Annotated in this window: 20 protein-coding genes; 16 read left to right on the top strand and 4 right to left on the bottom strand. The window is 65.8% G+C overall.

The genetic code is table 11. The features are described from left to right. The first annotated feature begins 68 nt into the window (after nt 1-68). Genes CO669_RS30270 through CO669_RS30245 form a run of 6 tightly spaced genes read left to right on the top strand, consistent with a single transcriptional unit; the run spans nt 69 to nt 5,661 of the window. On the top strand, nt 69-1,391 hold the full coding sequence (locus tag CO669_RS30270; protein WP_097665409.1) for an ABC transporter substrate-binding protein: 1,323 nt from the start codon (nt 69-71) through the stop codon (nt 1,389-1,391). Between the two features lie 15 nt (nt 1,392-1,406). Continuing rightward, nucleotides 1,407-2,177: an ABC transporter ATP-binding protein gene (locus CO669_RS30265; RefSeq protein ID WP_097665191.1), complete on the top strand. Its 771-nt coding sequence runs from the start codon at nt 1,407-1,409 to the stop codon at nt 2,175-2,177. Next, complete coding sequence (locus tag CO669_RS30260; protein WP_097665187.1) at nt 2,177-2,881, top strand: ABC transporter ATP-binding protein; 705 nt, start codon at nt 2,177-2,179, stop codon at nt 2,879-2,881. Before CO669_RS30265 ends, CO669_RS30260 begins: the two co-directional genes overlap by 1 nt. 5 nt (nt 2,882-2,886) lie before the next feature. Next, a complete protein-coding gene (locus CO669_RS30255; RefSeq protein ID WP_097665406.1) occupies nt 2,887-3,768 on the top strand; it encodes a branched-chain amino acid ABC transporter permease in 882 nt (293 codons plus the stop codon). Further along, nucleotides 3,765-4,784 carry a branched-chain amino acid ABC transporter permease gene (locus CO669_RS30250; protein WP_097665170.1) on the top strand — a complete coding sequence of 340 codons (1,020 nt, stop codon included), beginning with the start codon at nt 3,765-3,767 and terminating at the stop codon, nt 4,782-4,784. The genes CO669_RS30255 and CO669_RS30250 overlap by 4 nt, the downstream gene beginning before the upstream one ends. Further along, complete coding sequence (locus tag CO669_RS30245) at nt 4,744-5,661, top strand: polyphosphate kinase 2 family protein (protein ID WP_097665161.1); 918 nt, start codon at nt 4,744-4,746, stop codon at nt 5,659-5,661. The genes CO669_RS30250 and CO669_RS30245 overlap by 41 nt, the downstream gene beginning before the upstream one ends. A 126-nt stretch (nt 5,662-5,787) precedes the next feature. Here the strand turns inward: CO669_RS30245 and CO669_RS30240 are convergent, their stop codons facing one another. Beyond that, complete coding sequence (locus tag CO669_RS30240; protein WP_198964340.1) at nt 5,788-6,678, bottom strand: MBL fold metallo-hydrolase; 891 nt, start codon at nt 6,676-6,678, stop codon at nt 5,788-5,790. Nucleotides 6,679-7,601: 923 nt separating this feature from the next. Here CO669_RS30240 and CO669_RS30230 point away from each other — a divergent pair. The 10 genes from CO669_RS30230 (at nt 7,602) to CO669_RS36220 (ending at nt 20,006) form a co-directional block, all read left to right on the top strand. Next, a complete protein-coding gene (locus CO669_RS30230) occupies nt 7,602-9,941 on the top strand; it encodes a mechanosensitive ion channel domain-containing protein (RefSeq protein WP_097665397.1) in 2,340 nt (779 codons plus the stop codon). A gap of 97 nt (nt 9,942-10,038) precedes the next feature. Next, a complete protein-coding gene (locus CO669_RS30225) occupies nt 10,039-11,037 on the top strand; it encodes a Bug family tripartite tricarboxylate transporter substrate binding protein (protein WP_097665144.1) in 999 nt (332 codons plus the stop codon). Nucleotides 11,038-11,201: 164 nt separating this feature from the next. Next, complete coding sequence (locus tag CO669_RS30220; protein ID WP_283806831.1) at nt 11,202-12,854, top strand: NAD-dependent malic enzyme; 1,653 nt, start codon at nt 11,202-11,204, stop codon at nt 12,852-12,854. 290 nt (nt 12,855-13,144) lie between these two features. After that, nucleotides 13,145-13,537, top strand: coding sequence for a BlaI/MecI/CopY family transcriptional regulator (locus tag CO669_RS30215; protein WP_097665142.1), 393 nt, complete (start codon nt 13,145-13,147; stop codon nt 13,535-13,537). Next, a complete protein-coding gene (locus CO669_RS30210) occupies nt 13,534-16,053 on the top strand; it encodes a M56 family metallopeptidase (protein WP_097665140.1) in 2,520 nt (839 codons plus the stop codon). The genes CO669_RS30215 and CO669_RS30210 overlap by 4 nt, the downstream gene beginning before the upstream one ends. 97 nt (nt 16,054-16,150) lie before the next feature. After that, nucleotides 16,151-17,620 carry a DUF1800 domain-containing protein gene (locus tag CO669_RS30205; RefSeq protein WP_097665138.1) on the top strand — a complete coding sequence of 490 codons (1,470 nt, stop codon included), beginning with the start codon at nt 16,151-16,153 and terminating at the stop codon, nt 17,618-17,620. 2 nt (nt 17,621-17,622) lie between these two features. Then, a complete protein-coding gene (locus CO669_RS30200; RefSeq protein WP_097665128.1) occupies nt 17,623-18,873 on the top strand; it encodes a DUF1501 domain-containing protein in 1,251 nt (416 codons plus the stop codon). Between the two features lie 31 nt (nt 18,874-18,904). After that, entirely contained in the window at nt 18,905-19,072 is a 168-nt protein-coding gene (locus CO669_RS36225) for a hypothetical protein (RefSeq protein ID WP_198964339.1), read from the top strand. Nucleotides 19,073-19,227: 155 nt separating this feature from the next. Further along, the gene (locus CO669_RS30195) at nt 19,228-19,749 is read left to right on the top strand and encodes a septal ring lytic transglycosylase RlpA family protein (RefSeq protein WP_097665123.1); all 522 of its coding nucleotides are present in this window, start codon (nt 19,228-19,230) and stop codon (nt 19,747-19,749) included. Nucleotides 19,750-19,850: 101 nt separating this feature from the next. Next, nucleotides 19,851-20,006, top strand: coding sequence for a hypothetical protein (locus CO669_RS36220; protein ID WP_174718673.1), 156 nt, complete (start codon nt 19,851-19,853; stop codon nt 20,004-20,006). 287 nt (nt 20,007-20,293) lie between these two features. On the opposite strand, the gene CO669_RS36215 is transcribed toward CO669_RS36220, so the two are convergent. The 3 genes from CO669_RS36215 to CO669_RS30180 all read right to left on the bottom strand — a co-directional run bounded on the left by CO669_RS36215 (nt 20,294) and on the right by CO669_RS30180 (nt 23,775). Further along, a complete protein-coding gene (locus CO669_RS36215; protein ID WP_198964338.1) occupies nt 20,294-20,599 on the bottom strand; it encodes a hypothetical protein in 306 nt (101 codons plus the stop codon). 85 nt (nt 20,600-20,684) lie between these two features. Further along, nucleotides 20,685-20,957: a hypothetical protein gene (locus CO669_RS30185; protein WP_097665120.1), complete on the bottom strand. Its 273-nt coding sequence runs from the start codon at nt 20,955-20,957 to the stop codon at nt 20,685-20,687. A gap of 133 nt (nt 20,958-21,090) precedes the next feature. Next, nucleotides 21,091-23,775, bottom strand: coding sequence for a flavin-containing monooxygenase (locus tag CO669_RS30180; RefSeq protein ID WP_097665113.1), 2,685 nt, complete (start codon nt 23,773-23,775; stop codon nt 21,091-21,093). Nucleotides 23,776-24,028 lie beyond the last annotated feature (253 nt).

Here is a 24,028-nt window from a genome sequence, read left to right as displayed (position 1 = left end):
CTGCCCATGTGATGGGGGCAAGCAAGATCAAGACGAATGCAATGCACAATCGTCCAGGGGAGGTTTTGATGCGCCTGCGCATGGCTGCCCGTTTGCTACGTGGGCTGTTGGTCGCGATATCGGCGACGGGCTTGGCGGTGTCCGCCAAAGCCCAGGACAGACCTCAGGACAAGAAGATCAAGATCGGTGTCGTCTTTGATTTGACCGGGCCTCTGGCCGGCGGCGGCTCCGAGCTCAACTATGTCGGCACCAAGATCATCCTCGACCATTTCGCCAAGACCGGCGTCGAGGGCTACAAGATCGAGGCGGTCTATGCCGACGCGCAAAGCAAGCCCGACATCGCCATCAACGAATCCGTGCGCCTGCTCGAGCAGGAGAAGGTCGACATGGTGCTCGGCTTCTTCTCCTCGGCGCAATGCGTGCCGGTCGCCGCCCGCGTCGAGCAGCTCAAGAAGTTCATGTGGATGACGACCTGCATCTCGTCCGCCGTGTTCAACGAGAAGGGCTACAAATACGTCTTCCGCCCGCAGGCCAGCGGCGACCAGTTCGGCATGATGACGATGGACTTCATCGCGCAGAACGCCAAGGAGAAGTTCGGCAAGGAACCGAAGGATCTGCGCGTCGCCATCATCCACGAGGACGGCGCCTATGGCGTCGACGTCTCCAAGGGCAACGAGGCCGGCGCCAAGAAGGCCGGCTTCAACGTCGTGCTGAAGGAAGGCTATTCGGCGACTGCGCCCGACCTCTCCGCGCTGGTGACCAAGCTCAAGCGCGCCAAGCCCGACGTCATCTTCCACACCGGCTACAATCCGGACATCACGCTGCTGCTGCGTCAGGCCCGCGAGCAGGGCCTGAAGTTCGGTGCGCTGATGGGGCATGGCGCAGGCTATGGCGTCTATGAGAAGCTGAAGGAAGGCATGGGGGCCGACGCCACCTACATCTTCAACACCGACCCGATCTCGATCTGGCTCGCCAACCAGAAGACCATGGATTCGAAGCTCGCGCCCGTCATCAAGATGGTCGGGGAGGAATTCGACAAGATCAAGCCGGGCGTTGCCATCCGCTCCGCCCATGTCGGCATCGGCGCGTCCAATACCTATGTGTTCATGGCGGATGTGCTGCCGCGGGCGATCAAGAAATATGGCGGCGTCGATCCCGAGGCGCTGCGCAAGGCGGCGCTCGACACCGACATCCCCGAAGGCGGCACCATGCTCGGCTTCGGCGTGAAGTTCTACGGCGAGGGCACGCCCATGGCCGGGCAGAACGAGCGCTCGTTCCCCGTCGTGATCCAGTATCTCGAGGACAAGTCCCATGTGGTGTGGCCGAAGAGCCAGGCGCAGCGCGAGGCCGTGCTGCCGCTGCCGAAAGGCACCACCTACAGCAACCAGTAGCGGCGGGGGGCCCTGGTGCTGGAGGTCAGCGGGCTGGTGAAGCGGTTCGGCGGCTTCACCGCCGTCAACAACGTGTCGTTTCGGGTCGACCAGGGCGAGATCCTCGGCCTGATCGGCCCCAACGGCTCCGGCAAGAGCACGATCTTCAACATGCTCTCAGGCACGCTGGCGCCGACGTCGGGCTCGATCCTTTTCGGCGGCGCCGAGATCGCGGGCCTTGCGCCGCACCGGATCATCAACAGCGGCATCGGCCGCACCTTCCAGATACCGCGCCCGTTCCGCCGGCTGACCATTTTCGAGAACGTCGCGCTGGCCGGCTTCTACGGCCAGGGCCGCCATAGCCGCGTCAAGGCCGAGGAAGCGGCCGAGCGCTCGCTCGCCATGGTCGGCCTGCCGACCGATCGCCACGCCAGCGTCGATGGCCTCGGCGCGGCCGGGCTGAAGAAGCTCGAGCTCGCCAAGGCGCTTGCGACCGCACCGAAGCTGCTGCTCGCCGACGAGAGCCTCGGCGGCCTCGACGAAGCGGAGATGGGCCAGGCCGCCGACATGCTGCGCAACATCCGCGACGAGCTCGGCATCACCATCATCTGGGTCGAGCACATCATGGGCGTCTTGATGCGCGTCGTCGACCGCGTCATGGTGCTCGACCACGGCGAGAAGATTTCGGAAGGCCTGCCGAGCGCGGTCGCGGGCGATCCGCGCGTGATCGAGGTCTATCTCGGCACCGACGCCGAGACCACGCAGGCCGCGGCCGCCGAAGCGCGCCGCCGCGCGGGAGGCGCCTGATGCTGGAGCTTCGCGGCGTCAATGCCGGATACGGCACCTTCCCGGCACTGTTCGACGTCAATCTCGACGTCAAGGCCGGCGAAGCCGTCGGCGTGATCGGCCCCAACGGCGCCGGCAAGACCACCCTGATGCGCGTCATCTCCGGCCTGATCCGTCCCTCGCGCGGCTTGATCCGGATGGAGGGCACGGACGTCGTGGCAACGCCACCGCACAAGATCGTCAGCCTCGGCATCGCGCATGTACCGGAGAACCGGCGGCTGTTTCCGCAGCTCTCGGTCGACGACAATCTCAAGATGGGCGCCTTCATGAAGGAGGCGCGCGGTCAATACGCCGAGCGGCGCGAGGTCGTGTTCGACCTGTTTCCGCGCCTGAAGGAGCGGCGCCACCAGATGGCCGGCACCATGTCCGGCGGTGAGCAGCAGATGTGCGCGATCGGCCGCGCGCTGATGTCCAGTCCAAAGCTGCTGCTGCTCGACGAGCCCTCGGCCGGGCTCGCGCCGGTCGTGGTGCAGCAGGTGTTCGAGCTGGTGAGGCGGATTCGCGCCAGCGGGCTGACCGTGCTGATCGTCGAGCAGAATGTGCAGCAGGTGCTGAAAGTGGTCGACCGCGCCTATCTGATCGAGGCCGGCACGATCAGGGCGTCCGGCACCTCGGCCGACATGCTGGCGAGCGACACGGTCAGGGAAGCTTATCTCGGGGTGTGATGTTCATGCAGGCGTTCCTCGACATTTTCGACATCTACCTGCTGGAGGCCGTGATCAACGGCATCCTGCTCGGCGGTGTGCTGGCGCTGCTCGCGCTCGGGCTCAACCTGATCTTCGGCGTCATCGACGTCACCTGGATCTGCTACGCCGAGCTCGTGATGATCGGCATGTACGCCATGTATTTCATGGTGCAGGTTTACGGCCTCAGCTATTTCGTCGCCGCTCCCTTCACCATTCTGCTGGTCGCCGTGCTCGGCGCGGCGCTGCACTACCTCGTGATCGCGCCGCTCCTGACCGCGCCGCCGATCAACCAGTTGCTGGCGACCGGCGGCGTGCTGTTCGTGCTGCAGAGCTTCGCCACCGTCGCCTTCGGCATCGATTTCCGCAATCTCGGCATCCGCCTGCCGGTGCTGGCCTTCGGCGACATGAACTTCAGCTACGCGCGCCTGCTCTCGTTCCTGGCCGCGCTGGTCGGCATGGTCGCGGTCTATCTGTTCATGACGCGCACCTTCACGGGCACCGCGATCCGCGCCATCTCGCAGGACCGCCAGATCATGGCGCTGATGGGCGTCGACACCAGGCGGATCTACCTCATCACGTCAGCCATTGGCGGCGGGCTGGCTGGGCTCGCCGCGTGCTTGCTGGTGCTGCAGTATGACGTGCACCCCTTCGTCGGCCTCTCCTTCGGGCCGATCACCTTCCTGATCTGCGTGCTGGGTGGCCTCGGTAACTTCATCGGCGGCTTCATCGCCGCCTTCGTGTTCGCCGAGATCATCTCGCTCGGCGGCCTGTTCTCGGACCTCGAATGGGGCTACGTGCTGGCCTTTGCCTTCTTCATCGTCATGATGTTCATCCGGCCCGCGGGCCTGTTCGCGAGGCGCCGATGATCGGGCAGGGAAGGCTTGCGGCTTGGGGAATCGGGCTGGCGGCGCTGGTCGCGCTGCCGTTTCTGTATCGCGATCCCTATCATCTCCACATCCTCGTGCTGATCCTGATCTGGTCGTTCGCCTACACGTCCTGGTCGATGATGGGGCGGTTCGGCCTCGTCTCGCTCGGCCATGGCGGCTTCATGGGGATCGGCGCCTATGTCACCGCACTCTTGTGGAATCATCTGGGCCTCTCGCCCTGGATCGGCATTCCCATCAGCATGGCCGCGGCCGGCGTGCTGGCACTGATCGTCGGCTATCCCTGCTTCCGCTTCCGCATCACCGGGCATTATTTCGTGCTGGTGACGCTGGCGCTGTCGGGCATCGTGCTCCAGGTCATCACCGCGACGCGCGACTACACCGGCGGCTCGCTCGGCTACACGCCGAACCGTGCCTCCGGCAACAAGCTGCTGGCGCTGCAATTCGACGACAAGACCACCTGGTATCTGATTGCGCTCGGCGTCTGGCTGTTCGGCATCGTGGTCTGGCACTGGGTCGACCGCAGCATGGCCCGCTACGCGCTGGAGGCGATCTCGGAGGACGAGGATGCGGCGGCGGCCGCCGGCGTCGACGTCACCGCGGAGAAGCTGAAGATCACGCTGCTCAGCGCGCTGATGACGGCGCTCGCTGGCGCGATCTACTGCCAGTACCAGATGTTCATCACGCCCGACACGGTCAGCGGCATCGCGGTGTCGCTGCAGATGGTGTTCGCGGCCATCGTCGGCGGCCTGTTCGTCTCGCTGGGGCCGACCTTCGGCGCCATCATCACCATTCTGCTGGCCGAGACCCTGCGCATCGGCTTCGGCACCAAGGCGGTCGGCTGGGATAATCTCGTCTACGGGGTATTGCTCGTGCTTTTCATCATATTCCTTCCCAAGGGTATCCTTGGTAGCTTGCTCGACCGATTGAAGCCGCAACCCAAGGTGCCCCGCGCTCATGAGCAAGAAGCCGTCCAAATCGCTCGCCCAGGAGCTTGATCGCTACATCACGCCGTTCCGCCATGACGGGTCGGGCAAGTTCCACCTCAAGGACCACAAGACCAACGAGAAGGGCGATCTCGACAAGGAGAAGGCGCAGGAACTGCTCGACGCCAACAAGAAGCGGTTGATCGAGTTTCAGGAGAAGCTGTATGCCCAGGACCGCTGGTCGCTCCTGATCGTGTTCCAGGCCATGGATGCCGGCGGCAAGGACAGCGCCATCAAGGCGATCTTCGAGGGCATCAATCCGCAGGGCTGCGAGGTGACCGCCTTCAAGGCGCCGAGCAAGACCGAGCTCGACCACGATTTCCTCTGGCGGCACGCCGTGGCGCTGCCCGAACGCGGCCATATCGGCATCTTCAATCGCTCGCATTACGAGGAATGCCTCGTCACGCGCGTTCATCCGCAGCTTCTCGCCAATGAGAAGCTGCCGTCAAGGCTCGTCACCAAGAACATCTGGAAGGAGCGGTTCGAGGACATCGCCGCCTGGGAGCGCTACCTCTGCCGCAACGGCACCGTGGTGCTGAAATTCTTCCTCAACGTCTCCAGGGAAGAGCAGCGCCAACGCTTCCTCGATCGTCTCGAGGAGCCGGCCAAGCAGTGGAAATTCTCGATGGACGACATCAAGGAGCGCGCGCTGTGGCCGCGTTATCAGGCCGTCTACCAGGACATCGTCCGGCACACCGCGACGGCGCACGCGCCGTGGTACGTCGTGCCGGCCGACCACAAATGGTTCGCCCGCGTCGTGATCGGCTCGGTGATCAATGCGGCGCTCGAGAAGCTCGACCTGCGCTTTCCCCGTGCCGACAAGACCTCGCTGCGGGAGTTCGACGAGGTCCGCAAGGCGCTGGAGAAGGAAGGGAAGGGAAAGCGCTAAGGCGCCACGCTTTCCGATCCCGTAGGTCCCGTAGGGTGGGCAAAGGCGCGTCAGCGCCGTGCCCACGTCTTTTGACGTCGTGGGCACGCTTCGCTTTGCCCACCCTACGCGTTCCAGTGCAAGCCGCTAGTACCCGCGCGCCCACCAGTAGCAGAAGCGCTCCACATTGGCGGGAAGGGCGGTCTCGTAATTCCCCCATTTCTCGTATTTCGGCAGCTTCAACTCCTTCATCGCAGTGTCGAAGCACTTGCCGCTATCGGCGGCCTTCTTCACCTCGGCGGAGAGATCCTCCATGTAGGCGATGTGGTCCTCGACGTCTTTCTTGGTGCCGAAGCGGCCGCCGGCATAGGGATGGCCGGGGATCATCCGCTCCCAGTCGAGCGAGGCCAGCTTCTTCAGCGACGCGATATATTCCAGCGGCGAGGCGTTATCGGGGATGTTGCGGAATTGGACCTGCTCGATCGGCGCGAAATCGACCACGAAGACGATCTTCTCCTTCGGCAGCCGCATCACCAGCGAATTGTCGGAATGGTTGCGGCCGACATAGTTCAGCTCCAGCGTGGTGCCGCCGAGCGTGATGCTCTTCTTGTCGTCCACCACCTGATCCGGCATCACCACGTCGGCAAGCAGGGATTTCTGCTTCTTCAGTTCGAGGAAACGCTCCTTGGCTCGCCGATGCGCGACGAAGGTGGCGCCGAGATCCTTGAAGGGCTGGCCGCCTGCGATGTGGTCGTAATGATGGTGGCTGTAGACGACGTATTTGATCGGCTTGTCGGTGACGGCCTTGATCGCGTCGATATAGGGCTTTGCGGGACGCAAATAGGAGATCGGATCGGTCGCGATCACACCCTGCGGTGTCACGATGAAGATCGACTGATGGCCGCCATAGCGGAAGAGGTAGACGTCGTCGGTGCCGTCGACCTTCTTCGTCGAAGTTTGCGGCGGGCTTTGTGCGGCGGCGGATCCGAGTCCGGCCGCGAACGCGGCGAGCATGGTGAGGCAAATCGATATCTTCATGTCTGACTTTCTGGAAATGAACGCGGGCGGGAGAGGGCCATCCTCGCCATCACAAACGCTGGCGGGAAGAGATTATTCCGCTGCATTGAGTCGCAGGCCAGTCAGCTTGTCATGGCATGGCGCCCGCGCGCAGCAGCCTCACGGAACCTGTGGGTCCAATTGTGATCGCCGACCTGATTGATCCCGCTTGACAGTTTTGTGTCACAGGAGGAGCATGTTCGTGGTCGCCAACAAGCGACGCGCAACGTCCACCTCATGAGCAAGGGGAGGTCTATGACACCACCTCCGCAAACCCAGCCGCGTTAAGTGCGATGGAGCTCGTTCGGACTATCGCATAGCGGCAGAAACCGCGAACGGCACGCCGGGTACAGGTTTAGAGGGCCCCATCAGTGTGGCATGGCCCCTACCTGCCCGGCGCTGTATTTTGCATCACATCGATCGTGTCGGACGGCCGTGATGAGGCCGCCGCGCCGATGGCATTTTGACATCTCCGTTTCCTCCTCCTTCCTCCACACCGTCGTTCCGGGCCAATGCCCGGAACGACGGACGGGATCGCGTGTCGCTCGCATTGACGACCTCAGCGCACGCCTCGTCCTTCGAGACGCGCGCATGGGCGCGCTCCTCACGATGAGGCTCATCGGCTTGGTGCTTGCTTGAAACTGGCTGCCGAGCGCTCCGTCCTCATCCAGAGGAGCCCGCGAAAGCGGGCGTCTCGAAGGATGGCCGCAGCAAGATCGCGGGCAACGGGGCTTCGATCTCGCGGTTCCCCATCTTCGCGTTGCGGCAAATGCCAAGAGAATGTCGTCCCGGAGGCCAACTTCCGACACAGGCTCGGGGCGAATAACGGCCATCCGACATGACGCATGCGCTTCGGCGGTGTCTCGACGCCGCTGGCGCATGCAATTTTATTTCAGGGAATCCTCGTGTCGCATAAGCTTGCCTCGGCCTTCCTCGCCGCTCTCTTCCTCGCAATCTCGTCTCTCTCCGGCGTCCGCGCCGAGCCGGCCCGGCCGGCGACGAACAATGCTGCTGCGTTGTCGCCTGATGAAGCCAGGCGTGCGCTGGAGACGCTCCAGGACGACAAGAAGCGCGCGCAGATGATCGATACGTTGCGCGCGATCGCCAATGCATCCGGTCCGCAGCAGAATGCGCCGCCCGCGCCCGAACAGAAGTCGCCGATCCCGCTCGCGGCCGACGGTCTCGGTGCGCAGCTCCTGCTCACGGTGTCGGAGGAGATCGGCGAGATCTCGAGCGAGATTGCCAGCGTGGCGCGGACCATCACGCATTTCCCGGCGTTCTACTACTGGATCGTGCGGACCGCGAACGATCCGGCGGCCTATAACCTCCTGATCGAGATCGCCTGGAAGCTAGCATTGGTGGTCGGTTGCGCGCTCGCGGCCGAATGGGTGCTGTTCCGCCTGATTCGTCGCCCCGTTGCGTTCCTGGAGGGACGCGTGCCGCAAGCCGCGCACCTGCCGGCGCAGGTGTTGCCGATTGCCGATCCGCCGTCGTCGGTTGCCGACGTCACCCCCGCGCCCGAGTTGAGCAAGCGCCGCCACAGCCTCGCGCGCGTCTGGCAGGTCATGCTGCGGCTGCCCTACGTGCTCGGCCGTCTCGTCCTCGAACTGCTTCCCGTGCTTCTCTTCGTGGGTGTCGCGACGGCGCTGCTCGGCACGGAGATCGGCCAGCCCACCACCGTTCGCCTCGTCATCCTTGCGGTCGTCAACGCCTATGCGTTCTCGCGCGGGCTCATTTGCGTGGTTCGGGCGCTGGCGGGACCGTTCGGGCTGTTTCCGGTCCGCGCCGAGACCGCGGCCTATATCGAGATCTGGGCGCGTCGCATCGTCGGCGTCGGCGTCACCGGCATCGCCTTCGCCAATGTGGCGCTGCTGCTCGGCCTGCACCGCGCCGGCTATGCCGCGTTGCTGCGCATGGTGATGCTGGTCGTGCACCTCTTCGTCGTCGTCATCATCCTGCAATGCCGCCGTCAGGTGGCCGACGCCATCCGCGCACCCGCCGAGCGGCAGGGCATCGCAGCACGTTTGCGCAACCGCATCGCGGGCGTCTGGCATTATCTTGCCATTGCGCTCGATCTTGCGCTGTGGGCGGTGTGGGCGCTCAATATCCGCAACGGCTATTCGCTGCTGCTGCAATATTTCGTCGGCACCATCGCCGTCGCCCTGATCACGCGCGTCGCCATCATGGTGACGCTGAGCCTGATCGATCGCGGCTTCCGCATCAGGCCGGAGATCCTCCAGCGCTTTCCGGGCCTCGAGATCCGTGCCAACCGCTATCTGCCGCTGCTGCGCAAGATCGTCTCCGGCGTGATCGCCTTCATCGGCTTCGTGGCCGTGCTCGAGGTCTGGGGCGTGGATGCCATCGTCTGGTTCTATGGCGGCCAGATCGGCAGCCGGTTGATCTCGGCCGTGGTGACCATCGGCCTCGCCGTGTTCATCGCAGCGGCGATCTGGGAAGCCAGCAATGCGCTCTTGGACCGCCAGATCAACACACTGTCGCGCGACGGGCACTATGCCCGCGCCGCGCGCCTGCGCACCTTCCAGCCGATGCTGCGCACCGCGCTGCTCTGCCTGATCGCCACCGTCGTCGGCCTCACTGCGCTCAGCGAGATCGGCGTCAATGTCGCGCCGCTGCTCGCAGGTGCCGGAATCGTCGGCATCGCCATCGGCTTCGGCTCGCAGAAGCTGGTGCAGGATCTCATCACCGGGCTTTTCTTGCTGCTGGAGAACACCGTGCAGGTCGGCGATAATGTCAGCGTGTCGGGACTGTCGGGCGTGGTCGAGAACGTTTCCATTCGAACGATACGTCTGCGCGCGGGCGACGGCGCCGTGCACATCGTGCCGTTCAGCGCGGTCACGACCATCACCAATGCCAGCCGCGGCGCCGGCAACGCCTCGGTCAGCGTCAACGTCGCCTACAAGGAAGACACCGACCGCGCCGGCCAGATCCTCAAGGACATCGTCGAGGAGATGCGCCGCGAGCCGGAATTCCGCGCGCTGATCCGCGGCGACCTCGATCTCTGGGGCATCGACAAGGTCGACGGCGCGATGGTGTCGATCGTCGGCCAGATCCGCTGCACCGAGACCGGGCGCTGGCCGGTGCAGCGCGAGTTCAACCGCCGCATGAAGCTGCGCTTCCAGCAGCACGGCATCAATGTCGCCTCCGCAACCCAGACCATCCTGATGCATATCGCGCCGCCGGCCGATGGCGCCGCTAACCTGACGCCGCGGCGCGCGGCCGGATAAAGGTCAACTTACCGCTTGCCTCGGCCCGTCCGGCAGCATTCACTCACTCGCCAGCCCGCTGACGACATGCGGGCGCAATAAAGGGTGGGAGAGGCTGATGCGGGGGCTGTGGGCCGTGTTGCGCGGTCATGTAATCATCACTTGCGCGTTGCTTGGATGGGCGGCTTCGGCTGCGCCCGGCAATGCCCAGTCGTTTCCCTCGCGCCCCATCACCCTCGTCGTACCGTTCGCCGCGGGCGGTCCGACCGATACGCTGGCGCGGATCCTCTCCGAGCGGATCGCCGCCGAGCTGCACGCCACGGTCGTGGTCGAGAACGTGGCGGGCGCATCCGGCAGCATCGCGGGCGCGCGCGTGGCACGCGCGACGCCCGATGGTACCACGATCACGATCGGCCATTGGGGTACGCACGTGCTGAACGGCGCGATCTTCAAGCTGCCTTATGACGTCGTCACCGATTTCGAGCCTGTCGCGATGATCGCGATGGGCACGCAGCTCATCGTCGGCCGTAAGTCGCTCGAGGCGAACAATCTGAAGGAGATGATCGCCTGGCTGAAGGCCAATCCCGGCAAGGCCACCGCCGGGACGGCCGGCGCCGGCACGGGCGCGCATGTCGCCGGCGTCTTCTTCAGGGACAAGACCGGTACCGATTTCCAGTTCGTGCCTTATCGCGGTGCAGGGCCCGCGATGATCGATCTCGTTGCCGGCCAGATCGACATCATGTTCGACCAGGCGTCGAACTCGCTGCCGCACGTCAAGAGCGGAGCGATCAAGGCCTTCGCCGTGACCTCGCCGACGCGGCTTGCGTCAGCACCCGACGTTCCAACCGTCGATGAAGCGGGTTTGCCGGGACTTTATATTTCCTATTGGCACGGCATCTGGGCACCGAAGAACACGCCGAAGGAGATCGTCGCCAGGATCAACGCGGCGATCGTCGCCGTGCTTGCCGATGCGGCAGTCAAGCAGCGCTTTGCCGAACTGGGGCAAGAGATACCACCGCCCGACCAGCAGACACCCGCAGCGCTCGCCGCTTTCCAGAAGGCCGAGACCGACAAATGGTGGCCGATCGTGAAGGCGGCCAACATCAAGCCGGAATAGCTCGCGGCGTCAACCTTTGCGGCTCACGCAACTGCCAGTCGTTCGCGGCAATTTCGCTGCGGTGCGAGATCACAATCGACCCCTCAGTGTCTACGTCCTTGATCTCGATGGAGCGCTGGCCGACAATGCGCGCGGTTCAATGTGAAGCTTCTTTGGGGGAATTCGTGAATAGACCTGCCCGGGTCGTTGCCCAATCGACCTCGTCCAATCCGCCGCAAGGCATGGCGCTGCTGCGCGATCCCTTGCTCAACAAGGGCACCGCCTTCACGGAATCCGAGCGCGCCGCCCTCGGCCTGCGGGGCCTGCTGCCGCCTTGCGTGCTGACGATGGAGACGCAGGCTCAGCGCGTCCTCACCAATCTGCGCACGCTGCCCACGGATCTGGAAAAATATGTCGCGCTGAATGCGCTGCATGATCGCAACGAGGCGCTGTTCTTCCGCGTCGTCGTCGACAATATCGACGAGATCCAGCCGATCATCTACACGCCGACGGTCGGGCTCGCCTGCCAGAAATACGGCCTGATCTTCCAGCGGCCGCGTGGCATGTTCATCTCCTCGCGCGACCGCGGCCAGATCGCCGAGCTTCTGAAGAACTGGCCCTATCAGGCCAAGCTGATCGTCGTCACCGACGGCGAGCGCATTCTGGGACTTGGCGATCTCGGTGCCAACGGCATGGGTATTCCCGTCGGCAAGCTGTCGCTCTATTCGGCCTGCGCCGGCGTGCATCCGGAAGCGTGCCTGCCTGTTGTTCTCGACGTCGGCACCAACAACGAAGAACTCTTGAACGATCCCTATTATCTCGGCCTGCGCGAGCGGCGGCTCACGGGCGAAGCCTATGACAGCTTCGTCGACGAGTTCATGACGGCCGCGCGAAAGACCTTTCCGGGCGTGCTGATCCAGTTCGAGGATTTCGCCAATCATTCGGCGTTCAAGCTGCTGCATAAATACCGGGATGACGCCTGCGTCTTCAACGACGACATTCAGGGCACCGCGGCGGTGGCGCTCGCCGGCCTGTTCTCGGCGCTGCGTGTGAACGGCGGCAAGCTGAAGGATCAGAAGATCCTGTTCCTGGGCGCAGGCGAGGCGGCGACCGGCATCGCCGATCTTGTGGTGTCGGCGATGATGGCGGAGGGCGCGAGCGAGGCCGAGGCGCTCCGTCGCAACTGGCTGGTGGACTCCCGTGGCCTCGTCGTCGGCGGCCGCAACGGCCTCTCCGGCCACAAGCTGCGCTATGCGCACACCGGTCAGGCGCCGATCTCCGACTTCCTCACCGCGATCAAGACGCTGAAGCCGACGGCGATCATCGGCGTCGCCGCGGTCGGCGGCGCCTTCACACCCGAGGTGCTCAAGGCGATGGCCGAGCTCAACGAGCAGCCGATCGTGTTCGCGCTCTCCAATCCGACCTCGAAGGCCGAATGCTCGGCGGAAGATGCCTATCGCTACACCGAGGGACGCGCGCTGTTCGCCTGCGGCAGCCCGTATGATCCGGTGACGCTGAACGGGCGCAGCTTCGTGCCGCGCCAGGGCAACAACTCCTACATCTTTCCGGGCGTCGGCCTCGGCGTCATCGCCAGCGGCTCGAAGCTGGTGACGGACGAGATGTTCATGGCGGCCGCGCATACGCTGGCCGATTGCGTCGGCAAGGACGACCTCGCGCAGGGCAGTCTCTATCCGGCGCTGCCGCGCATCCGCGAGGTCTCGGTCCGCATCGCCGCGGCCGTCGCCGACGTCGCCTTCCAGCGCGGCCTCGCCGACGGACCGGCGCCCAACGACGTCAAGGCTCTGGTCCAGTCCCAGATGTACGAGCCGCATTACTGACATTGCTGAGAACAGAGATCGTCGCGGCCCGGCGATCGCATGGACCCGAGCGCGCGCCTCGTCCTTCGAGACGGTCGCTTCGCGGCCTCCTCGGGGTGAGGCTGAGCGGCATCGGTACGCGTTGACTCGAGTGCCGCGCACCCGGTCCTCATCCTGAGGGCCCGCCAACGGCGGGCGTCTCGAAGGATGGCCGCGGGGGAGGGCGCTCCCATATGCGATTGCCTCGCGCGCCCCCATATGCGACAGTCTGTAGCGTTACAAGAAGAACTCAAGTCGCAAGGTCAGATGCCATGGACGATCGCTTGCCCGAACTGGGCGACCTCGAGCACGAGGTCATGCAATTGGTTTGGGCCCATGGTCCCGTCACGGCCGAGATCGTGCGTGAACGTCTGTCGCGGCGGCTGAAGGAATCGACGGTCCGCACGGTGCTGCGCCGGCTCGAGGAAAAGGGCTATGCTCGCCATACCGTGGACGGCCGCACCTATGTCTACCACGCCGCCGAAGAGCGCGCGAAGGTGGCAGCCAAGGCGGTGCAGCGCATCGTCGACTGGTTCTGCAACGGCTCGCTCGAGGAGGTCCTCGTCGGCATGGTGGACAACAAGATGCTCGACCAGCAGCAATTGCGCTCGCTGGCCGACCAGGTTGCCAAGGCGAAGAAAGCGAGGGGAGTGAAGAAAGAATGATCGCAACTCTGGCGGAGGCGGCACTGCGCTCCCTTGTGCTGGGAGGCGTCGTCTGGTTCGGTCTCAACCTGTTTCGCGTGCGCAATCCGCACGTTCACATGACGGCCTGGGTCGTCGTGCTGCTGGCATCGCTGGCGATGCCCTTCGTGATGCATTGGCCGACGCTCACGATCAGCCGTCTGCCTGTGCCGGTCTCCGTGCCGGATGATGTCCTGCCGGCGGACCTTTCGATGCTGGAGACGCCGCAGTCCGCGCCGCTGGTCGCGCCCGGCATCGATGCCGCGCCGCATTTTGCCAGGCGCGGGCTGTCGATCCATTGGTGGCAGGTCGCCACCATCGTCTATGCCGGCGTCGCCGGCCTGCTGCTGCTGCGGCTCGCGATCGGTCTGTGTCTGACCTGGCGACTGGCGCGGGCGGCAAAGCCGGTCAAGGGCGTCGGAATGACCGGCGCCGACGTGCGCGTCAGCCGCGACATCGGCGGTCCCGTCACCTTCGGCTCGACCATTCTGGTGCCGCCGCAATTCTTCGGCTGGGACGCCAAGAAGCGCCTCGCGGTGCTCGCGCATGAGGGCGCGCATGTCGCCAATCACGATTTCTACGTCCTCCTGCTGGCATCGCTCAACCGCGCGGTGTTCTGGTTCAGCCCGTTCTCGTGGTGGCAGCTCGCGCGCCTTGCCGAGCTCGCCGAGATCATCAGCGACGCCGAGGCGATCGAGGTCATCGACGACCGGCTGTCCTACGCGGAAATCCTGCTCGATTTCGCCGGCACGGTGAAGCCGAGGCCGGTCGAGCTCGCGATGGCGCGCGCCTCGACCGTGCGTGCCCGCATCGAGCGCATCATCGCGGCGGCCGCCATTCCCGTCGCTGTCAGCTGGCGCAAGCGGGTCTGGATCGTCGCGGCGATCGTCCCGGCCGTCATCATTTCCGCCGGCATGATCGCTTATCGCGCGCCGGAGATTGCACCTGTCGCCGCGGATGCCGGGGAGGTGCCGGTCCAGCACTACCGGCCGTTCGTCAATTTCTACGCCATGGGTCCTGCCTCCGTGTTCGCCATCTTCCGCGAGGGCGACGACCTCTACGGCCAGCTCACCGGCCAGCGCCGTCTGCCGCTGACGGTCGCAAAGGACGGGACGGCATCCTACGCGGCCCCCTCGGGCGAGATCACGTTTACGCTCGATGCGGAGCGGCAGTCCTCGGAGTTGAGGCTGCGCATGAACGGCCGCGACATCCGCGCTGTTCGTGTCGCGGAGATGCCGGCGCCGGCTGCGGAGTCCGCGCCGCTCGATCAGTATGTCGGCTGGTACAGGCTGGCGCCGAACCGCGTGCTCACCGTGCGCCGCGACGGCGACCGTCTCTCGTTGCAGGAGACCGGCCAGGACGCCATGCAGGTGCTCGCCGAGGGCGCCGACACCTTCTCGTTCCGGGGCGATCATCTGGTGATCTTCCTGCGCGACGAGCAGGCGAAAGTGTCGCGCGTGCTGGTTCAGAGCGCGGTCTTCGGCGCTCGCCTTGCCGCCCGCGTTGACCCGGCGGTGGCCCAGGCGGTCGAGGCGGATTTCGCGCGCCGCCTGGCGACGGTTTCCGACAGGTTCAGGGAGCAGGTGCCGGCGGCCGGCAGCAAGGAGATGATCCTGCTCGGCATCGAGGGTTTGCGCCGCGGCACGCCGGATTACGATCGCATGAGCGCGCCGCTCGCGGCCAAGGTCCACCGTTATCTCGGCGAGATGCAAGCGACGTTCGTGGCGCTCGGCGGCGTGCAATCGATCTTCTTCCGCGGCGTCGGCCCCGGCGGTTACGACATCTACGGCGCGAAGTTCGAGAACGGCACGGCGGAGTTTCGCCTGATGATCGAGCCGGATGGGAAGGCCGGCGACGTGCTGTTCCGGGCCGACGGCAATGAAGAGCTCGGCGGCATCGTGCCTTGCGCGGATGAGGCGAGCGTTCGCGGCCGCGCCGGCACCTCGCCGATCCGGATCATGCTCTACAACGAGATGGGCGGCGACATCCAGGTCTACAATCTCGATGCGGACGGCAACCGCAAGACGCAGATCGTCAGGCCGAACATGACCTGGGCCACCACGACCACCGTGAACAATCCCTGGATGATCGCCGACAAGTCGGGACGCTGTCTGGAGATCGTGATGCCGGGCCGGCAGACCCGCTTCCACAATGTCGAGGCCTCGAATATCGGTGCGCATCCCGGTCGCGCCGCGCGCCGCGCCGTTCCGATCGCCAATGGCGAGGAGATGCTGCGCCGCTATATCGAGGGCGTCGGCAAGGGGCAGCCGGACTACGAGCGCATGACGCCGGAGGTGGCCGACATCACGCGTCAGCAATTGCCGTTCGACCAGGCCATCCTGGCGCGGCTCGGCGCGCTGCGTGCGGTCTCCTTCCGCGGCGTCACCGCGCTCGACAGCGACATCTACATCGCCCAGTTCGCCAACGGCTCGGCGGAATGGCGCATCGGCGTCAGGAACGACACGATCACGAAGATCGCGCTCGGGCCGAATTTCTAGCGACGCCGGAGATGTCGCAATCGGCCCTTGTCGGCCTCCGTCTTGAGTGTTACGATGCGTAGCATTACAACTCGTAGCCTAGAGCCGGGCATCCGCCATGAGCAACTCCGCAAGGGCCGACGCCGTGCTGGCGCTTCATCGCTTCGGGATGGGGCCGCGGCCGGGATCGATGGCCGCCCTCGGCAGCGACCCGCGCGGCGCGCTGATCGCCGAGCTCGACCGGCCGCTCGGCTTGACCGCCGCCGCCAGCCTTCCCGCCAGCGCGAAGGCCTATCGCACCGTGGCCGATGCCAACGCCCGGCGCACCGCGCGCGCCAAGCAGGCGCAGCAGCAGGCCAAGAAGCAGCAGATCGCCTCGGCTGCCGCGCCTGATCAGGCCGAGGCGCGGCCTGAGGGGCAGGCGCAGGGCTATGCGCAGGAAAAGGATGCGGCCGAGATGGCGGCGAAGCAGGCCGCCGACGCCATTCCCGATCCCGGCCGCCCGATCTATCTGCAGGAAGCCAAGCTGCGCACGGAAGCCGCGCTTTCCGCCGATCTCGGCTTTGCCGAGCGGCTGGTGTGGTTCTGGTCCAATCATTTCTGCATCTCGGCCAACAAGATCCAGAGCATGTCCGGCGCTTACGAGCGCGAGGCGGTTCGCGCCAACGTGCTCGGCCGCTTCGTCGATCTCCTGCTGGCCGTCGAGGGCCATCCGGCCATGCTGTTCTATCTCGACAATCTGGAATCGATGGGCGCGAACTCGACGGCCGGCATCAACCGCAACCGCGGCCTCAACGAGAACATCGCGCGCGAGATCATGGAGCTGCATACGCTCGGCGTGCGCACCGGCTACACCCAGGACGACGTCATCAGCTTCGCCAACGTCATGACCGGTTGGACGCTGGTGCCGCCGGGCGCCGATCCGCAGCATGGCGGCGAGTTCACCTTCAATCCGCGGCTGCACGAGCCCGGCGGCCAGACCGTGCTCGGCAAGCGTTACGAGCAGGAGGATGTCGAGCAGGGCCGTGCCGTGCTGCGCGATCTCGCCGCGCATCCGGCGACCGCGACCCATGTCGCGACCAGGCTCGCGCGCCACTTCGTCGCCGACGAGCCGCCGCCGGCGCTGGTCGAGCGGATGGCGAAGAGCTTTCGCGAAACCGATGGCGATCTCAAGCAGGTCGCGGTCGCGATGGTGTCGTCGGACGAGGCCTGGCGCGCACCGCCGGCAAAGCTCAAGCGTCCGAGCGAATGGGTCGTCGGCATGGTGCGCGCGACCGGCATCACGCAGGTCGATCCGGTGCTCTACACCGGCGGCCAGCAGCTGCTTGGCGAGCCGCTGTGGCGTCCGTCCGCGCCCAAGGGTTATCCGGATGACGAGGCGAGCTGGATCGACGGCGTCGGCCGGCGACTCGACGTCGCCAACAATTTCGCCGAGCGCGTCAGCGGCATGGCCGATCCGCAAGCCATCATCGAGGATGTCTTCGCATCCGAGATCGCGGGCGAGGTGAAGCAGGCGGTCGGCCGCGCCGAGAGCCGCCAGCAGGCGCTGGCGCTGCTGTTCATGTCGGCGGATTTCCAGAGGAGGTGAGCATGGGCATCGTCAATCACCTGCCGACGCGGCGCGAGCTTCTGGCCGGCGCCGGCGCGCTGTTCGCGTGGAGCCAGATGCCGCGGATCGCGCGTGCCGAGGGACGCGATCCGCGCCTGCTCGTCATCGTGCTGCGCGGCGCGCTCGACGGCCTCGGCGCCGTCGCGCCGGTCGGCGATCCCGACTGGATCTCGCTGCGCGGCGATCGCGCGCTGCTGCTGGACGGCAAGCCACGGGCTCTGCCGCTCGATGCCTTCTTCGCCCTCAACCCGGCGATGCCGAACCTGCATCGGCTCTACAAGAGCGGCAAGGCCGCGATCGTCCATGCTGCGGCGACGCCCTATCGCGAGCGTTCGCATTTCGACGGCCAGGACGTGCTGGAGAGCGGCTTCACGAGGCCCGGCGCGACCGCCTCGGGCTGGCTCAACCGTGCGCTGCTCGCCATGGAAGGGGACGGCCGCGTCGATCCGCGCGGCAGCCGCGCGCTCGGCATCGGCTCGGTGACGCCGCTGGTGGTGCGCGGCTCCGCGCCCGTGATGACATGGGTGCCGCAAAAGCTGTTGCCGGCGAGCGAGGACACGCAGCGCCGTCTGCTCGATCTCTATCAGCACACCGACCCGAAGCTCGCGACCGTGCTCCAGGCGCGCATCAAGCTCGCTTCGCTCAGCGCGGGACCTGGCACGGGCGAAGCGATGTCCGATGACCCGACGTTGGCGCCGCCCGGCATCGCGCGCGTGCGCGCCTACTTCGCCGAAGCCGCCGGCACCGCCGCGCGCTATCTCGCCAAACAGGACGGTCCGCGCGTCGGCGCCATGGGCTTTGTCGGCTGGGACACGCACATCGCCGAAGGCGCAGCCTCGGGCCAGCTCTACAATCTGCTCGGCGCGCTCGACGGCGCCTTCGCCGCGATCGAGAGCAACATAGGCGAAGCCTGGAAGGAGGCCGTCGTGGCCGTCGTCACCGAATTCGGTCGCACTGCGCGCATCAACGGCACGCAGGGCACCGATCACGGTACCGGCACGGTCGCGTTCCTGATCGGCGGCGGGCTCGCCGGCGGCCGCGTCATCGCGGACTGGCCGGGATTGAAGCCGGCGCAGCTGCTCGACGATCGCGACCTCAGGCCGACCACGGATCTGCGCGCCGTGCTGAAGGGGCTGCTCAGGGATCATCTGCGCGTCGAGGAGAACGTGCTGGCTGACGCGGTCTTCCCGGGCAGCGCCGACGTCAAGCCGATGGCAGGTCTCCTCGCCTGACCGCACGGCCCTCCGCAACCGGACCGGGTTCATGATGTGCACGCCGACACAAGTGGAGCTCGACTTTCTCGCCGGCCTGAAAACCGGCTGGTGGCGGCTGTATCGGCGCGAGCTTGCGCGGCTGCTCAAGGGCGAGGCTGACACCAACGAGCCTCAGCCTGATCCGCGCCCGGTCGCGTGGCGGGTCGTCTCCGGCTGATCTTCGCCGCCGCTGTCCCGATTCAGGACGCATCACTGTGGTGGAATCGTCACAGCTGACGCGAAACGGCGGCGGCCCCACGCCTGCTTTTGTTCCGACAAGGTTTGGCCCTCATTGCCCACCGAAAATCCGCCCCAGTTCGGAAGGGGCGTACCATGTCTTGCATTGCACGTACCGAAACTGCCCGGATTTCCCCCGCAGCCGCATCCCGGCTGCTGCTCGCCATCATCGCTGCCGCCTCGCTCGCCGCCTGCGCGCAATCGCCGGTCGGCCGCCAGAAGGCGGATCTCGCAACGACCAGCCGGCAGGCCGCGGTCGAGCGGCCGCATCGGGTGGCGGCGCTGCATCCAAGGCCGATCAGCCGGGCGCGCGCTCCCGAGGCGACGGGCGAGGCCAGGCAAGCCTCGCATGGCCTCGCCAGTTTCTATTCGGACACGGAGACGGCGAGCGGCGAGAAATTCGACCGCAACGAGCTGACCGCGGCGCATCCGAGCCTGCCGTTCGGCACCAAGCTGCGCGTCACCGACGTATCCTCGGGCCGCTTCGTCACCGTCAGGGTCAACGACCGCGGGCCCTTCGTCCGCGGCCGCGTGGTGGATATCTCGCCCTCCGCAGCCGAGGCGCTCGGCATGGTCGACAAGGGCATCACCAATGTCCGGCTCGACGTCGTGCAATGAAATGGAGACATCGCGTTCGGCTCGCCGCTTAACCGGCTGTTAGCGGCTTCTCAAGCACCATGCATGTCCAAACAATTTGGGGCTGTCGGGGAGGCGGGCGCTTGAACACGATCCAGTATCTCGAAGATCAGGCTGCGCGCGCCGAACGGCTCGCCAAACGGATCACGGATACGCTGACGATCGAAAGGCTCCTCGCCTTCGCCGACGAGCGCCGCCGCGAGATCGAGGTCATCGCCGGCAAATATCGCCGCGCATAACGCTTCCAAACCATGCTCTGAACGCATTCGTCCTTTCCGCAACACGCGGAACTTCTTTGCCTCTCCTGCGTCATCTGGGCAGTGGAGAAAGAGGAGGACACCATGGGTTTCGGACGAGGTGCTTTGCTTTGGCTGCTTGGCGTGCCGCTGCCGATCGTTCTGCTGCTGGCGCTGTTCTGGCACCATTGAGGTGACCGCACCACATGAAAAGCGCCGCAACAGCGGCGCTTTTCTGTTGCCCGCGCAAAGTGCGGCAACGCTCCTTATGAAGGGCGCCGCAGCGCTCTCTACGAATGACTCTCGACGAAATCGCTGAGATAGTCGGGCAGCGTCACGCCGTCGATATCGCAGCGTGCACGGATCTCGCCGGCGACATCGGTCGAGATGTCCTTCATCCAGTGCTCGAGTGTGTTGAAGGAAATCACCTTGATGGGATCGTTGAAGCAGCCGGCGACGAGCTCGCCGATCGTGGCGTCGAGATCGCTCCGCTCGACGCGGATCTCGGTCGCGCCGTCGCGGCGATCGATCACCACGAACAGGGTCTGGTCTGCGCCATAGGGCACGACGGGAGATGACAGGCCAGCTTCAAGCATCCTCAGGGCACTCGCGACTTGGCTTCCGATCCCCGTTAACGGGAAAAACCAGCAGAAGGTTCCTGCGCGATTTCGGAAAATGGCTTCAGAGGAATTCCCTCAAGCGCGCGAGCTCGAGGACGTGCTCGGGCGAGAGGATCTCTGTGACGAGCGGCGGCTGCGCGATGGTGCGAATCTCATAGAGGTGCCGGGTTGCCGCCGGCTTGTCCATGAACGCCGAGATGCACGCGTCGAGCGTGCCTTCGAAGACCTGGTAGGGCTCCCGGTCGGGCTGGCGCTGATTGGCCAGCGATGGCCATTTGTTCAGAACCGCAAGCGCACCGAAGTCGACCTTTGACTCCGCAACCACGTCCCCCATCGCCTCGCCTCACGCAAAAAAACGCCCCGGCACGCAGATCTCGCGCACCGGGGCCTACACCTTGTCGCTGCATCTCAATGCCAGCCCTCACAACGCTGCGGCCGGGAAAAGGTTCCCGGCCGCCTTGTCGTCATCAGCTCGCCGCGGCCGCGATTTTGTGCCCCGCGCTGGTCTGGCCGTGGCTGGACTCGTCGCGACTGATCCCGGGCGGAAGCCCGGCGAAGCGCCGCAAGGCCTCCGCCATCTGCACCCGGCCCGACACGCCCGTGATCACCACGTCGACCATGGTGAAGGACGAGTGGAAATGGCCGTGCGCCTTCAGCTGCTCGACCGGGACGCCCGCGGCGGCCATCGCCTCGGCATAGGCGATGCCTTCGTCGCGCAGCGGATCGAACTCGCAGGTCGCCACGAAGGCCGGCGGCAGCTTTTCGACCTTGCCGCGCAGCGGCGAGACGCGCGGATCGGTGCGGTCGACCGGCGAGCAGTAGATGTCCCAGAACCAGAACATCAGCGCGCGCGTCAGGAAATAGCCCGTCGCGTTGTCGTTGTAGGAGGGACGGTCGAATCTGCAGTCGGTGACCGGGCAGATCAGGAGCTGGCCGGCGATCTCGGGCCCGCCGCGGTCGCGCGCGAGCTGGCAGGTGACGGCAGCGACGTTGCCGCCGGCACTCCAGCCCGCAACCAGCACCGGGCCCGGCCTGCCGCCGAGTTCGGTGGCGTGCTCGGCGATCCAGCGCGTTGCCGCATAGCCGTCTTCCGCCGCCGTCGGGAAGCGATGCTCCGGCGCGTGACGATAGCCGACGCTGACGAACATCATGCCGGTTCGCCGCACCATGTCGCGGCAGAACGGCTCGTCCGACTGCTCGTCGCCGAGCACCCAGCCGCCGCCGTGGAAATAGACAACGACCGGATGCGGTCCTGGCGTTGCCGGCTTATAGACGCGGTAAGGCAGCGCGCCGCCGGTGACGGGCAGGGTGCCGTCGGTGATGTCGCCGATCGGCCGCCCCGCGGGCCGGCCCTTGTTGAACTCGTTGACGAAGGCCCGGGCGCCTTCCGCGCCCATCGACTCGATCGGCGGCAGGTTGAGGGTGGCCAGGAGGTTGAGCACCAGCCGCACGTCCGGCTGCAGGCGTACCACCTCGCCGTCATTGCATTGCGTGGCGCCGCCCGGGCCGGTGAGCTTGAAGCCGAGCATGCCGCGGCTGACCACCTCGTCGCAGATGCTCCGATAGGGGCCGACGCCGCCGGTATAGGGCATCAGACCCTGCACCTTGCCGGGCACGTTGGCGCCCGTGTACCAGGTGTTGGCGAGCCGGTGCAGCGTCACCATCGAGCAGTCGGCCATGTGCCTGGCCCAGCCGGCCTGCGCCGTCTCGGTCGGCTCCATCGTGGTGAAGCCGCCATCGCGCAAGGCTTTGAGGCGGTCGACGACCCAGTCGACATGCTGCTCGATCGACACCGCCATGTTCGACAGCACCGACGGGCTGCCGGGCCCCGTGATCATGAAGAAGTTCGGGAAGCCTTCCACCGTGAGCCCGAGATAGCTCTGCGGCCCATGGGCCCAGACGTCGGTGAGCGATTTGCCGCCGCGTCCCGTGATCGGATGCACGGCACGGATCGCGCCGGTCATCGCGTCGAACCCGGTCGCGAACACGATGACGTCGATGTCGATGTTGCGCTGGGCCGTGGTGATGCCGTTCGCGGTGATCGCCTTGATCGGTTCCTGGCGCAGATTGACCAGCGTGACGTTCGGCCGGTTGTAGGTGGCGTAGTAATTGGTGTCGAGGCAGGGACGCTTGGCGCCGAACGGATGGTCGTCCGGCATCAGCGCCGCGGCGGTCGCGGGATCCTTGACCGCAGCGCGGATCTTCTCGCGGATCAGGTCCTGGACGATCTTGTTGCCGTCGACGTCGACGGCCTGGTCGGCCCAGAGCTGCGTCAGGATGTGGACGAGGTCGCCGGCGGCCCAGGCGCGTTCGAACCGTTCACGTCGCTCGGCATCGCTCAATTGCCAGCTCACGACCGTCTGCTGCGGATAGGGCACGCCGGCCATCGACTGGCGCGCCTGCTCGCGATAGGCGGCGCGGTCGCTTTGCAACAGGCTCATGCGGTCCGACGGCGCCGGGCCGTTATGCGCGGGCAGTGCGAAGTTCGGCGTGCGCTGGAACACGGTCAGATGCGCCGCCTGCTCGGCGATCAGGGGGATCGACTGGATCGCCGACGAGCCGGTGCCGATCACCGCGACGCGCTTGCCCTTGAGATCGACGCCGCCGTGCGGCCAGCGTCCGGTGAAATAGATCTCGCCTTTGAAGTCCTTGACGCCGTCGATCTCCGGCGGCTTTGGCGCCGACAGGCAGCCGGTGGCCATGATGTAATGGCGGCAGGAAACGGGTGCGCCACTGCTGGTGGTGATGAGCCAGCGCTCGGCCGTCTCGTCCCACCTGGCTTCGGTGACCTTGGTCTTGAAGCGGATGTCGCGCCGGAGATCGTAGCGGTCGGCGACGAAGCCGAGATAGCGCAGGATCTCGGGCTGGGTGGCGTATTTCTCCGACCAGGTCCAGGCCGTCTCCAGCTCGGGATCGAACGTGTAGCTGTAGTCGATGGTCTGGATGTCGCAGCGTGCGCCGGGGTAGCGGTTCCAGTACCAGGTGCCGCCGACGTCGTCGGCCTCCTCGAGGGCGACGGCCGAGAAGCCGGCCTTGCGCAGGCGATGCAGCAGATAGAGGCCGGAGAATCCGGCGCCGACCACGGCGACGTCGACCTGCTGAGCGGTTCCGCGCTCCTCGGAGGCACGTGTAGCAACCATTGCGTCAGGCATGGCATTCCTCCCGTATGTTTGTTTTGCCGGCAGGCTATCGCTGCAGGTTCAGCTTGTCATCAGAGCAAGTGCAATCTTCGGTGGTTGTTTGCGGCGGCATCGTGGCCACGTGAATGTTGCTGCGCCACACGCATCGCGATGCACAATGGCCGTGGTCACCCGGGCTAATCATGCCCGATCCGGCTGTGTATGCTTGCGGTTACAAGCCACGCGTAGCGACCGAGCGTCATGCCAGAGTTGAGTGAGCGGACCA

Source organism: Bradyrhizobium sp. Y36, assembly GCF_002531575.1.
In the GTDB taxonomy this organism is placed as follows: Bacteria; Pseudomonadota; Alphaproteobacteria; order Rhizobiales; family Xanthobacteraceae; genus Bradyrhizobium.
This window is presented reverse-complemented; position numbering and strand designations above follow the sequence as displayed.

Excerpts from the sequence above, each read along its gene's own strand:
- CO669_RS30270 (WP_097665409.1), top strand. The coding sequence starts at position 69 with ATGCGCCTGCGCATGGCTGCCCGTTTGCTACGTGGGCTGTTGGTCGCG.
- CO669_RS30260 (WP_097665187.1), top strand. The coding sequence starts at position 2,177 with ATGCTGGAGCTTCGCGGCGTCAATGCCGGATACGGCACCTTCCCGGCA.
- CO669_RS30200 (WP_097665128.1), top strand. The coding sequence starts at position 17,623 with ATGGGCATCGTCAATCACCTGCCGACGCGGCGCGAGCTTCTGGCCGGC.
- CO669_RS30255 (WP_097665406.1), top strand. The coding sequence starts at position 2,887 with ATGCAGGCGTTCCTCGACATTTTCGACATCTACCTGCTGGAGGCCGTG.
- CO669_RS30240 (WP_198964340.1), bottom strand. The coding sequence starts at position 6,678 with ATGAAGATATCGATTTGCCTCACCATGCTCGCCGCGTTCGCGGCCGGA.
- CO669_RS36225 (WP_198964339.1), top strand. The coding sequence starts at position 18,905 with ATGATGTGCACGCCGACACAAGTGGAGCTCGACTTTCTCGCCGGCCTG.
- CO669_RS30205 (WP_097665138.1), top strand. The coding sequence starts at position 16,151 with ATGAGCAACTCCGCAAGGGCCGACGCCGTGCTGGCGCTTCATCGCTTC.
- CO669_RS30185 (WP_097665120.1), bottom strand. The coding sequence starts at position 20,957 with ATGGGGGACGTGGTTGCGGAGTCAAAGGTCGACTTCGGTGCGCTTGCG.
- CO669_RS30250 (WP_097665170.1), top strand. The coding sequence starts at position 3,765 with ATGATCGGGCAGGGAAGGCTTGCGGCTTGGGGAATCGGGCTGGCGGCG.
- CO669_RS30225 (WP_097665144.1), top strand. The coding sequence starts at position 10,039 with ATGCGGGGGCTGTGGGCCGTGTTGCGCGGTCATGTAATCATCACTTGC.
- CO669_RS30215 (WP_097665142.1), top strand. The coding sequence starts at position 13,145 with ATGGACGATCGCTTGCCCGAACTGGGCGACCTCGAGCACGAGGTCATG.
- CO669_RS30245 (WP_097665161.1), top strand. The coding sequence starts at position 4,744 with ATGAGCAAGAAGCCGTCCAAATCGCTCGCCCAGGAGCTTGATCGCTAC.
- CO669_RS30195 (WP_097665123.1), top strand. The coding sequence starts at position 19,228 with ATGTCTTGCATTGCACGTACCGAAACTGCCCGGATTTCCCCCGCAGCC.
- CO669_RS30210 (WP_097665140.1), top strand. The coding sequence starts at position 13,534 with ATGATCGCAACTCTGGCGGAGGCGGCACTGCGCTCCCTTGTGCTGGGA.
- CO669_RS36215 (WP_198964338.1), bottom strand. The coding sequence starts at position 20,599 with ATGCTTGAAGCTGGCCTGTCATCTCCCGTCGTGCCCTATGGCGCAGAC.
- CO669_RS30180 (WP_097665113.1), bottom strand. The coding sequence starts at position 23,775 with ATGCCTGACGCAATGGTTGCTACACGTGCCTCCGAGGAGCGCGGAACC.